This window comes from Flavobacterium terrisoli (genome assembly GCF_030167905.1).
Classification (GTDB): domain Bacteria; phylum Bacteroidota; class Bacteroidia; order Flavobacteriales; family Flavobacteriaceae; genus Flavobacterium; species Flavobacterium terrisoli.
This window is the reverse complement of the sequence record NZ_JARGNA010000004.1, coordinates 32,792-45,823: the sequence shown is the minus strand read 5'-3', so window position 1 is coordinate 45,823 and position 13,032 is coordinate 32,792. Positions and strand designations below refer to the sequence as shown.

Genomic DNA, 13,032 nt, shown 5'->3' with positions numbered 1-13,032 from the left:
CAAAGAATACTTACGCTACACTATGGACAATATTGTTTCTATTATAAAATTGAAAGGCGATAAAGCCATTGAACAAATTCCTGCTATCAAAGATAAGGCATTGCGAATTAACCTGAATGACAATATTTACGGGACATTTGCAGAGATTGGCGCTGGTCAGGAAACAGTGAGGCATTTTTTCAGAGCCGGTGGTTCATCGGGTACAATAGCGAAAGCAATGTCGGCTTATGATAAAGACTTTAGTGATGCTATTTACGGAATTGAAGATGATGGTCGTTATGTTACTGAAAGCCGCTTGAAAAAAATGCTGAATCATGAGGTTGAACTGATTGAAAAGCGTTTAAAAAGAGACAAGCATCCGAATAAAATATTCTTTAGTTTTGCCAATACCGTTGCCACTATTGATTTTGCCAAGCAATTCAAAGGCCATGGCTGGGTTGGAATAAAATACCAGGTTGAACCTGATGAGGATTACAACGAGATTACACTTCACATTCGCTTTAAGGAAACCGATGCACGTTTGCAACAAGAAACCCTTGGAATTCTGGGTGTAAACTTGATTTATGGTGCTTACTACAAGTACAACGATCCCAAAAAACTATTGCGTTATCTATATGACCATTTAGACAAAGACCAATTGGAGATTGATACCATCAACTTCTCGGGTCCGCGTTTTGCCAATGTTGACAACCGTTTGATGAGTTTGCAATTGGTTAAAAATAACATGACCGATGCGGTAATGTTTGGCCCAGATGGGAAAAACATTTTGCCTGCTTCTATCCTATACAAGAAAAACATCTTAGCGCTTAGAGGAAGTTTCCGTCCGGTTACTCAGGTAAACATGGACATGTATGAGAAATCATTGAAAATGTTCCTTGAAGAAAGCAAAGTTGACAAAGACAATACACTGGTTATTTTTGAAATTACGCTTTCCAACCTGCGTTCGGAAGGTGAAATTGACGAAAGAGACTTTATGGACAGAGCCGAATTGCTTTGTTCGTTAGGCCAAACCGTAATGATATCCAATTTCCAGGAATACTATAAAGTGGTTGAATACTTCTCTAACTACACCAAAGCCCGTATGGGATTGGCCATGGGAGTAAATAACCTGGTTGATATTTTTGACGAAAAATACTATCGCCATTTGAGTGGAGGAATTCTGGAAGCCTTCGGTAAGTTATTCTACCGCGATTTAAAAGTATTCTTGTATCCAATGGAAGATGAAAATGGAGAAATCGTAAACTCACAAAACCTGAAAGTTCATCCGCGTATGAAAGAGTTGTATAAATTCTTTGCGTATAACGGAAAAGTGGTTGACATCACCGACTTTGATAAAGATCACTTAAAAATATTCTCTCGTGAAGTATTAAAAATGATTAGCAACGGAACTCCAGGATGGGAAAATTTATTGCCTCAAGGAATTTCAGACATTATCAAACAACACCAATTGTTTGGTTATGATCCGAATCGAATATTAGAAAAAGCATAAAATAAAAAAGCCGTGATTAATTCACGGCTTTTTTTATAATTACTTCAAAATCTGCGTCGCGTGCTCTTTAGATTTTACTTCGGAAATCACTTCTTCAATAATTCCATTTTCATTAATTACAAAAGTTTCCCGATGGATTCCGTCAAATTCCCTACCCATAAATTTCTTCGGACCCCAAACACCAAAAGCATTGATAACAGTTCGGTCTTCGTCGGCTAATAATGGAAAAGGCAAATCAAACTTCTTTTTAAAATTGCTTTGCGCTTTTAACGAATCAGCACTAACGCCAAGCAGCTCATAATTATTGGCTTTAAAGCGTTCGAAATTGTCTCTTAAATTACAAGCTTCAACCGTACAGGTAGGCGTATTGGCTTTCGGATAGAAGAAGACCACCAACTTTTTGCCTTTGTAATCGGCTAAAGTGTGTGTATTTCCATCTTGGTCTTTTGCAGAGAAATTGGGTGCTTTGTCGCCTTTTTGCAGTGTTGTCATATTTTAAGGTTTTATGTTTAATTTTAGTATTTTTACTGCTCAAATTTAGTTTAAAATGACCAAAAAAGAACGTGCAACATTCGTTATAAATACGTTAAAAGAATACTATCCTGAAATCCCTATTCCGCTTGACCATAAAGATGCTTATACGCTGCTGATTGCGGTTTTGCTTTCGGCGCAATGCACTGATGTCCGTGTGAACCAAATTACGCCACTCTTATTTGCCAAAGCCGACAATCCTTATGATATGGTCAAACTTACGGTAGAGGAAATCAAAGAAATCATCAGACCTTGTGGCTTATCACCAATGAAATCCAAAGGCATTTACGGTTTGTCACAAATATTGATTGAAGAACACAACGGCGAAGTTCCGCAGAGTTTTGAAGCATTGGAAAGATTACCTTCTGTAGGTCATAAAACCGCTAGTGTAGTGATGTCACAAGCTTTTGGCGTTCCGGCATTTCCGGTAGACACCCATATTCACCGACTGATGTATCGATGGAATCTGACTGATGGTAAAAACGTACAGCAAACAGAAAAAGATGCCAAAGCCATTTTTCCAAAGGAATTATGGAACGAATTGCATCTGCAAATCATTTGGTACGGAAGGGAATATTCTCCGGCGCGAGGCTGGAATTTGGACAAAGATATCATCACCAAAACTATTGGCAGGAAAGATGTCTTGGAAGAATACTATAAAAAAACATCCCGATAACTATACCGGGATGTTTCTCAATTAGCAATTGATTCGAAGTTCATATTACCTACTTTAATAATATTCAATGCACAAGAATATTGAAGTATTAGTCGTATGGTTTCTTTTTTAGGTAACATTTTTTTTGGAGCTAATTTTCTTTTAGAGTAAAGTTTTGCCATATATAAAATCTGTTGGTTTAGAGATGTTTATATAAAAACGCAAAAAATTACTTTTTATTGTCTAAGAAGGCAAATAAATTTTATTTTTTTCAATCACCTTTCTCAGATTTGTAATGGCATAACGCATTCTACCCAAAGTAGTATTCACGCTAACACCCGTAAAATCAGCTATTTCCTTAAAACTCATATCTAAAAAGTAGCGCATCATTATCACTTCTTTTTGGTCATGAGGTAACTTTTCAATGATGGTTTTGATATCAATTTCGACTTGATTTTTAATCAGTTTTCGTTCGATATTCAATGAGTCATCCGTGATTCTCGAGAAAACCAATAAGTCATCCGTATCACGATTCAATGGCATTTTTTTATCGTTACGGAATTTGTCAATAATCAGATTACTGGCAATACGTAAAACCCAAGATAAGAACTTACCTTCTTCGTTGTAATACTTTTTTGATTTGAGTGTGTGAATCACCTTGAAGAAGGTTTCCTGAAAAATATCTTCGGTCACGTCCCTATCCGAAACCTTCGAATAGATATATCCATAAATTTTTGATTGATGTCTATCAATAAGAATAGCCAACGAATTTTCATCGCCTGCGACATACTTATCTACTAGTATAGCATCTGGAAGTTGAGATTTAGCCATAACATTACCTTTTAGTGTAGGGTTAAAAAAGAGATTTTAATCTAAAAAGTAATTGTCGTGTATAGGCAAATCGGGTTTAAGAGTTAATTACAAGCCAAATTTAACATAAAATTTATTTAAAAAACAAATAAAAGCTGAAAAAAACTTAAAAAAACGATGAAATCACCAAATTATTATTGGTAAACTCTTATATAATCTATTAAATATTCTTGAGGGAAAATACTGTTGTCCACATCATGACCTCCAAAATTGCCTCCAACAGCGGCATTTATGATAAAATAAAACGGTTGATTGAATGGCCAGGTGTTTTCATTTTTGTCATCGGGTGAAAACTTGTAAACCGATTGATTGTCAACAAAGAACTCGATTTTATCTTTTGTCCAATCTATTGAATACAAATGAAATCCTTCTTCAATGTTTTTAAACTCGGTCTTTTTGGAATTTATGGTGTTTCCGTGACTGTCTTGTGTATGCAAAGAAGTATAAACCTTGTCCGGTTCGCGACCAACATATTCTAGGATATCTATCTCACCACATTTTGGCCAACCTACTTTAGGAATGTTAGAGCCCAACATCCAGAATGCCGGCCAAATGCCTTTACCGGTTGGGATTTTAGCTTTTACTTCCATCCTGCCATATTGAAATTCCTTTTTGGCAGCAGTAGTGATTCTGGTAGAAGTATATCCTTCACCTTCTTTTCTGATGTTGATGATCAGTTTACCATCTTTGATCATATGATTGTTTTTAGTATAGATCTGCTTTTCGTTATTTCCCCAACCACAAATATTAGGACAACCGTCACCTATTTCGAAGTTCCATTCCTTTTCATTCAATGTAGTACCGTTGAAATCTTCCTGCCAAACTAACTTTTGACCCTTAGGTTGCCCGAAAGAAGCAAATGATACGAATACTAAAGCAATATACTTTGTCATAATCTATTCAAATTTAAAATTGGCTTCTAATGTTTCTGCTGAATTTCCTCCAATGAAGACTTTGAAATCTCCGGTTTCAGGTTCCCATTTATTGTTGGCCGTATAATATTCTATAGTTTTTTCATCAATGGTAAAAGTTACCGTCTTTTGCTCATTGGCTTTCAACTCAATCATTTCGAAACCTTTCAACTCTTTTACCGGTCGGGTCAAACTACCAACCAAATCGCGGATATAAAGCTGAACCACTTCTTTTCCGGTCACTTTCCCGGTGTTCTTAATCGTAACCGAAACCGTAATCTTTCCGTTTTTAGAAAACGAACCTGCGCTCAGTTTCAAATCAGAATAAGTGAATTTTGAATAACTCAAACCATATCCAAAAGGATACAACGGTGTGTTTTTTTCATCTGTATAATGCGACCAGAAAACGCTTTCCGGTTCGTTCATTGTTGGTCTTCCCGTATTTTTATAGTTGTAGTAAATTGGCACTTGCCCAACGCTTCTCGGGAATGTCATTGGTAATTTACCACTTGGATTATAGTCGCCATATAAAACCTGTGCAACGGCATTACCGCTTTGAGTTCCCAAATGCCAAGCCTCAACAATCGCCGGAATGTTCTCGGCTGCCCAAGGTAAAGCCAAAGGTCTTCCATTGTTTAAAACCAAGACAATCTTTTTATTTACTTTGTAGATTTCTTCCAAAAGTTCCTGTTGAACGCCAGGCAAACCTAAATCGGTGCGGCTTCTGCCCTCACCGGTCTGCAAACCGTGTTCACCCAAAACCATTACTACTACATCTGATTTTTTTGCCAAAGCAATCGCCTCTTCAAAACCTGATTTGTCGGTCATATTGATGTGTAATTCACTACCAAATTTGGTTGGACCAACAGTCAGATCAGCACCTTTGGCAAACGTTAGGGCATTTCCTTTATACTGTTGCATTCCTTCCAAAACAGAAATAGCGGTATTATCATCGGCACCAATTCTCCAGCTTCCTAACGGGCTGGTTTTATCGTTAGCCAGGGTACCAATTAACCCAATCTTTAAGCCTGACTTTGACAGAGGTAACAACTCATTTTCGTTTTTTAAGAGAACGATTGACTTCTTGGCAATATCTAAAACTGTCTGGTGGAATTCGGGTTTTCCGACAGTTGCTTTTTCTCTTGCTTCATCACAGTATTTATAGGGATCATCAAAAAGACCTAATTCAAACTTTACTTTAAGAACTCTTCTTACCGATTCATCAATATCGCTTTCCTTTACTTTTCCTTCTTTAACCAAAGTAGACAGATGTGCAACATAAGCATACGATTCCATATCCATATCTGAACCGGCATTCATTGAAATTTCGGCCGCATGCTTGTTGTCTTTGGCATAACCATGGGCAATCATTTCGGTCATGGAACCCCAATCAGAAACCACAAAGCCTTTGAAATTCCAATCGCCTTTTAATATTTTTCTTTGAAGGTATTTGTTTCCGGTTGCCGGTATTCCGTTCAAATCATTAAAGGAATTCATAAACGTTTTAACATCAGCATCAACACAAGCCTTAAATGGCGGGAAAATGGTGTTTTGTAAAGTAGCTTCACTCACATCAACCGAATTGTAATCACGTCCCGCTTCAGCGAAGGCATAACCGGCAAAATGTTTGGCACAAGCAGCCAACGATTTTCCGGAAGACAAATCATCGCCCTGAAAACCTTTTACCCTGGCTTCGGCAATTTTACTTCCCAGATAAGTGTCCTCTCCGGCACCTTCCATAACTCTTCCCCAGCGCGCATCTCTTGAAATATCAACCATTGGGGCAAATGTCCAGTTCAATCCTTCAGATGCAGCTTCTTCGGCAGCAATCTGGGCGGATTTTTTTATGGCAGCCATATCCCAACTTGCAGCTTCTGCCAGCGGTATTGGACTAATCGTTTTGTAACCATGGATGACATCAAAACCAAAAATCAAAGGAATGCCTAATCGGGTTTGCTCCACTGCAATTTTCTGAATGGTGCGAACTTCTTTTACGCCTTTAATATTCAGCATTGAACCAACCAAACCTTTTTTGAGATGATCGTATTTGGACGCCGCCTGACCATCCTTAGGTGTTGGCCCGGTCACATCCCAAAAACCATTGTATTGGTTGAGCTGCCCGATTTTTTCATCAAGTGTCATCAATTTTAAAACCGAATCGACTTTTACATCAAAACGCTGTGATTTATTTTCTTTCTGTACAACGGTTTGTGATTGAGAACAGCTTGAAAATAGTACTCCGGCAGTACAGAATATAAATATTGGTATGTTGAATTTCATTAGAAAAATTTCAAAAAAAAATTACTTATTTTCAGGAAAGGCCAGAGCATTACTGACCTTCCCGAAAAAACTAAAAAAACAAAGTGTGTGTGAATGCCATTATTTGGTAAACCTTAATTGCTTTATTGTTTACCTATTTATCCTTTTTTCTAACTCATTTTTGATGGATGCATTTTATTTTATTCATCACAATTTCTTTAATAGAATAATCTCTCTATTGTTGTTATATTAATATTTAGTTTCCGTCAGTATAAACCCTAACGTAATCAATTGTCATTTTCTGAGGCATTGGAGTCTGAGCTGATGGGAATCCAACATAGTTACCTCCTACAGCTACATTTAAAATCATATAAAACGAATGATCATAAACCCATTCTGAATTAACCGGTAGGTCACTTTTAGTAATGCGATTGTATAAATAACCATCTACAAAAAAGTCAATTTTATTGGCATCCCATTCTACTGCAAAAATGTGATAGTCTAAGTCAAAACGATTGGCGGTTAAGGAATAGATACTCGTGATGGCATTTCCTCCTGAGTAACCGGGACCGTGAATGGTTCCGTTAATCTGACTTGGCTGTTGTCCTCTAAGTTCCATGATATCAATTTCACCACATTGTGGCCAAGCAGCACCATTATCGCCCAACATCCAGAATGCCGGCCAAATTCCCTGACCATAAGGCGTAATCAAACGCGCTTCGAAACGACCGTATTGTTGTGCAAATAAATTTCGGGTTTTGATTCGGGCAGATGAATACTGAGAACCACCAAAATTATCTCTTAAAGCGGTTATTACCAGATTTCCGTTTCCATCCAAAGAAGCATTCTCCGGACGGTCGGTATAGTTTTGTAATTCCTGGTTACCCCAACCACTGTTCCCTAAATCAAAAGACCATTTAGAAGCATCTGGAGATGTTCCTGCTACGCCATCAAACTCATCACTCCAAGATAGCTGCCAATTGCGACTGCCTACACTTTGCTTGTCATCAGAATCACATCCGACAAAAGTGATGGCCATCATTGAGAATAGTGCTATATTTTTTATTACTGTTTTTTTCATTTGTATCAGTTATTGTTTTAGAATTAATTACGGAAATAGATATTGTCTAAATAAATATCTCCATTCCCATCAAACTTCATTTGGATTACATTGTTCATATTAACAGCGCCGAAAGAAGACAATGGAATGTCTACACTATTCCAGCCTCCCGGAGATGGCACGGTCAAAACATAAGGTACTTCAACCGGACCAGGACTGATAAGGTAAACTTTCAGACTGGTCGAATTGGCTGTATAATAATCTAAGTGCAGGAAGTTTCTATTCGTTACATTTAACGGTGTTGCAAACTGCGTTCCCTGATAATTTAAACCACCATATCTCAAGGTATTGTTGCCAGCAATTGGCACTTGTGTAACCACAGTGGTTTGTCCCCAGTTTGGATTAAAATCTGTTCCGGGTACATTGGTATAAGCATCGCTAAACACAGAAGTCACATTAGCGGCCGGAGTTGTAGGCGTTGGAGCAGCTACAGTCGGAACCGGTGGAATAATGCTTCCATTGTTGTACAAATAAATATTATCTGCGTAGAAGTTTGTAATGTTTGTTCCTTCAAAAATGATTTGGGCTAAATGAGCTCTGCTCGCCAATCCGGCGAAAGCCGTGAAAGGAATATCTAAACTAATCCAGCTTTGAGAAACCAAAGTCGGCGCTGTATAGGTCATTGTTGAACTCGTATCATTACCACCGCCATAAGCAGCATCTGCTCCAAAATCAACCAATTGTATTCTGAAGTTTGCTCCGGCAGGTATAGTTCCTGGTACATATAGATCTACATGGAAGTGAGACATTGAAGTTGCATTGATTGTCGGCGCACTAAATTGAACTCCAACGAAATTAAAGTTGGTATAGTTCAATACATTATCATTCCCAACGGTAAAGTCAGCTGATTGAGTCGTTTGGTATGGTGCCCAATATCCGTTGTAGTAATCAACCGTAACATTGTTGTAAGTATCACTGAAAATGGAAATCACATCACTTGGATCTTCTGTTGGAGTTGGCGCTCCTGTAAAATTACCTGATGAATTAATAGTCATGGAACCATTGGCTGGTTCACCGCCTAATGTTGCTGTAACCACAGCAGAACCTGCGCCTACAGTAGTTACTACTCCAGCTTCGTTAACCGTTGCCACGGCAGTATCAGAAGAAGTAAAGTCTAAATATGCCGAAGTGATATTTACCGCTTGGTTTTGTCCGTTTGGCAAATTGAAAGTACAAATCAGACCATCGATGTTTGAAACTACACCAATGAATGAAGTTTCTATCCTGTCTTCACCATTAAGGATAGAGGCCGTTCCGTGAGCTATAGTTCCTAATTTTTCGAACTTCACTTCATCTATCCAGAAAGTATAACCTTGTCCATTTTCTGGTCCTTCAGCAAAATATAGCATGCCTTTTTCCTGGGTTAATTTTGATGGATCCGGAATTGGAATAATGTATTTTTTCCAGGCTGTAGTCAAACTAACACCTGAGATAGAAGCCTGGAATTTGTTTTCACCCAGGTCATTTCCAAAACCAATTACATCTAAACTGGCCGCATGAGTACTTTTGGCCCAAAAGGTCAACGCATCATAACCGGTTAAATCCCTTCCAACGGTCGTAAAGAAACTACCACCGGCATAAGTTCCGGCTGCGTCATTTACATTTGGAACATCAATACGCATAGAAGCGGCAGAATTATTATAAGTCACCTCTGTATCAACCTGAAAAGCTGTTGGAACTGTTCCTCCAAAGGCAGCATAGTTAAGTCCGGGACTAAACGTATCGATAAAAACTTCAGGGTTCTTAGGATATGTTGGGTCTTCAAAATCATTTGGGTCATTTTCACAACCGGTGACAAATATGGCAATCATCCATAAGGACAGAAGATTTGTCAATTGAGTTTTAAAATTTGATTTCATAGTATCTTTTTTAATTAAATATATTAATGTGTATGTAAGTTCTGATTTCCCATTCACTACCATTATCGAATCCAATAGCAGTAGGATCCGGCACTAATGTTCCTGTTGCGTCTAAAACCTGTGTTGGATTGTATCTAGGAGAATACTGGTCAAGTGAACGCCATGTTCCGCGTAAGCCAATTCTTGTTCCCGGTAGGTTAAACCAATCCGGTTTGCCAATTGACCAAGAAATATCAGCCATTAATTGAAGTGGGAATGTTAAGTTGTAATCACGGTGGTAATCATATGGACCCCAATCGTTTACTTTAACCGATGTAGATAATTTAAATTGATTGTAAAGCATTCTCAAATCCATACCGTAACGGCTAATTGTTCTGGCATCGCTACCATTGGCTTGCGCATCTCCTGCATAAGCAGTAGCCACAAAACCAAAGTCTTTGCTCAATTTTGAAACGATTCTGGCGTTAACCTCATATAAATCTTTGGCCGGTGCAGCTCCAGGGAATGCAAAAGTTGTTCTTCCGTCAGGTAAGATTCCGATGGCGGCATCCTGTGTTGTTGGCAAGTGACGGAAAACAAAACCGGCGCTTACCGAAAATTTAGAATCCTCTGTTCTGTCGTTGTCCCAATCATACATCCATGTTCCGGGAGTTTGGTCATAAGTGAATAAGATTTCACCGGCCACTTGCTCTCTGTTGGCTCTAACCACAAATGGATCTTCCAAAATGTTTCTTGGTCTTCCAGGTGCAGGAACTGTATTACTCATTGGACCTTCCAAAGGTTTTTGCCATAAGAAGTTTGGTGCAATCTGTAATTTACCTAAAGTATAAGTGAAACCACTTAAGAAGTTGTATTGGTTACCGCTTCCACTGTCTTTTAACCTCCAACCAGTGAATGTTTGTGTCAAATCTGCACCACCATTAGCCACTAAGCCCATAGCCGCACCTTGACCATACCAATTGAATTTTCCACCGAGATAAGTAAACTTAACTTTACCTCCCCAGTTGTCTTTACCTTCAATTTGGTGTTGGAAAACCTGTTCGTTACCTTCTTCACCTCTTGACACTTGGTAATCTCTACCATTCAATGGTTGTCCTGCCCAGATTCCACCAAGATCAACACCGAATTTTCCAAATTTTCTGGTCGTATGTAATGTTAATCTTCTAGTTTTTGGTTGCGGGATGGCAAAAGAACTTTCAGTAGTTCCCTGTTGTTCTAAATCTTCGTGGTAAACACTTGTAAAACTGAACTTCCCTACATTCTTAGTATATTTCAATAATATAGCAGGATTCGCTCCCCACCAAAGTTGTGGACCAAAGGCTAATTTTAAACCGTTAAACATTTTCTTTCCTTCCATTTCAAAACCGAAAGGAGCGATACCGTTATAAGTATCGATTTGAGGACCGTAATTCGCTTCTGGATACAATCCGAAGAAATCGCCTTCATAACCCCAGTGGTAATGACCTGTTCTGTAGAAACCATTTAAGTTGAATAAATTGTGGTTCCAGTTGTAACTTGCTCTGTAAACCTGAACTCTGTTATTTGAATCCAATCTAATATCGCCATTGTCACCGCTAACCGTTACCGGACGACCTCTGTTTTCATAAAATATTTGGTCAATTGGATTTAAAGCCACATTTCCTAAAATGTTGAATTCAACATTCAAATTGGTATTTGAAGAAGGATTCGCTCCTACTCCAATATAATAAGACTGCATATGGTCAAAACCTAATTTGTTTGGATATACCGGGTTTGCCGGATCCGGATCATCTGGTGTCGTAATCAAATCACCTCCGGTATTATATGTGGTAAACTCTGCAGACAATCTGCTAAAAAAGATTTTACCGCCTTTACCGGCTTCAAGTGCTGCTTTATCGCCTCTGGCTCTTAAACTCGCATCCATTAATTGTGCTTTGTCAAAATGACTGCTAATGGTTGCCAATGTCGTTCCTTCGGCATAAGGATTCAATTGGTGGATATCTTTCAGAACATAATAAGCCGCACGCGGATACAATTGGTAAAAACCTTTATCATTGGTTGGTCCTTTAGCACAGATTCCAAACCATTCTTCGTTCATATTGTTTTCTCCTTCTGTAAAGTCTTTCTGGTAACCACCATTTGACCACGAAGCATTATCATCGTGAATGTCTAAGTTTTTGGTTTGACCAAATTTCCACCAGCCATCACTAAATTGGAAAGTAAAACCACCAAGACAGTTTCCTGCTTTTCCAAGACCGGCAGCATTTTCATAAATTTCCTTCCATGTACCTTTTAAATAGAAAGCTTGGGATTTTTGATCTTCCTGATTGGTCATCACATTAAAAGCATCTGCACCAAACTCAGTAAATAAAACCGGTTTTCCGTATTCCTTTTTGACTCTCTCGAATAAATCGCCAAATGAAACACCACGGTAAACGTTAGTTCCAAAGATGTCAACATCTTTACACTCTTGTGCTATTATGTCAAGGAAAAGCAAATCACCATTACAGATAGCAATTGGATGAGAATTATCAATGGCTTTCATCGAAACGGCAGCTTCATTGAATAACTTATACATCGCATGAGCGCGACCTGTAGATTTTCTGTCTTTAATCGGAATGTTTTCTGTTTCAGCTCCATCCCAGAATAAACCGTAGTTGTTTTCGTTTCCAAGCAGGAACAAAAGCAATCCTTTGGTGTCTTTGTATTCATTCACCAAATCCTTAGTTTCCTTTAATAAAAGCTCACGTGTTTTTGGATTCGAATATTCCGTATTCGGCGTCCAAACACCGTCAATGGTTAAACCATAACGACCAAACGGATGGTTCAACATTGTATAGATACCATGAGTGTTGTAAACGTATTCTATCCATTTTTTAGGCATTCCGGTGTATACTCTTATCGTATTTACACCCATATTTTTCAACAACCCCATTTCTTCGTCCAAGGCTTCCTGAATAAATTTGTCTGATTGACTCCAAAGACTATAGGTGTAATTAGTTCCAACAGGGAAATAGTCCCAGTTCATCCCATTGACCATAAAATCTTTACCGTTAACCTTCAGCTTCATTCCGTCACTGTTACTCATCACGGTCACTTTGTCTTGAGCAAAAACGGAGGGTGAAAAAAGAATAATGGTTAGTAATAAAATAAAATTTCTCATGTTTTAATAATTATTGGTTTGTATAGTAAAATGATTAGTGTTAATGTATAGGCAAATAAATTACCTAAAATTCAATTATTGCTTTGTTTTTTTTTGATATCGGCAAAAATCGACAGCAAAATTTATGATTTAGTAAATTTACATTTTTTATAAATCCACAAAAAAATTATCGTTTATACAAACTATACAAGATAGT

General features: G+C 38.1%; 9 protein-coding genes. 2 read left to right on the top strand and 7 right to left on the bottom strand.

The window, feature by feature from the left end:
- Positions 1–22: 22 nt before the first annotated feature.
- The gene (locus P1K33_RS06020; protein WP_372508206.1) at positions 23–1,489 is read left to right on the top strand and encodes a TonB-dependent receptor; all 1,467 of its coding nucleotides are present in this window, start codon (positions 23–25) and stop codon (positions 1,487–1,489) included.
- Between the two features lie 39 nt (positions 1,490–1,528).
- On the opposite strand, the gene bcp is transcribed toward P1K33_RS06020, so the two are convergent.
- Positions 1,529–1,981: a thioredoxin-dependent thiol peroxidase gene (gene bcp / locus P1K33_RS06015; protein ID WP_284652004.1), complete on the bottom strand. Its 453-nt coding sequence runs from the start codon at positions 1,979–1,981 to the stop codon at positions 1,529–1,531.
- 55 nt (positions 1,982–2,036) lie between these two features.
- Here bcp and P1K33_RS06010 point away from each other — a divergent pair, with 55 nt between their 5' ends.
- Complete coding sequence (locus P1K33_RS06010) at positions 2,037–2,696, top strand: endonuclease III domain-containing protein (RefSeq protein ID WP_284652003.1); 660 nt, start codon at positions 2,037–2,039, stop codon at positions 2,694–2,696.
- A 222-nt stretch (positions 2,697–2,918) separates the two neighbouring features.
- Here P1K33_RS06010 and P1K33_RS06005 read toward each other — a convergent pair whose 3' ends face one another.
- From P1K33_RS06005 to P1K33_RS05980, 6 genes are all read right to left on the bottom strand, one after another.
- On the bottom strand, positions 2,919–3,506 hold the full coding sequence (locus tag P1K33_RS06005) for an RNA polymerase sigma factor (protein ID WP_284652001.1): 588 nt from the start codon (positions 3,504–3,506) through the stop codon (positions 2,919–2,921).
- Between the two features lie 173 nt (positions 3,507–3,679).
- On the bottom strand, positions 3,680–4,438 hold the full coding sequence (locus P1K33_RS06000; RefSeq protein ID WP_284652000.1) for a glycoside hydrolase family 16 protein: 759 nt from the start codon (positions 4,436–4,438) through the stop codon (positions 3,680–3,682).
- Positions 4,439–4,441: 3 nt separating this feature from the next.
- Positions 4,442–6,736: a beta-glucosidase BglX gene (bglX, locus tag P1K33_RS05995; protein WP_284651999.1), complete on the bottom strand. Its 2,295-nt coding sequence runs from the start codon at positions 6,734–6,736 to the stop codon at positions 4,442–4,444.
- A gap of 235 nt (positions 6,737–6,971) precedes the next feature.
- Positions 6,972–7,796, bottom strand: coding sequence for a glycoside hydrolase family 16 protein (locus P1K33_RS05990; protein ID WP_284651998.1), 825 nt, complete (start codon positions 7,794–7,796; stop codon positions 6,972–6,974).
- A 23-nt stretch (positions 7,797–7,819) separates the two neighbouring features.
- Positions 7,820–9,694 (bottom strand): CIA30 family protein, encoded by a 1,875-nt coding sequence (locus P1K33_RS05985; RefSeq protein ID WP_284651997.1) that lies wholly within the window; start codon positions 9,692–9,694, stop codon positions 7,820–7,822.
- A gap of 10 nt (positions 9,695–9,704) precedes the next feature.
- Positions 9,705–12,836 (bottom strand): glycoside hydrolase 5 family protein, encoded by a 3,132-nt coding sequence (locus tag P1K33_RS05980; RefSeq protein WP_284651996.1) that lies wholly within the window; start codon positions 12,834–12,836, stop codon positions 9,705–9,707.
- Positions 12,837–13,032: the final 196 nt, after the last annotated feature.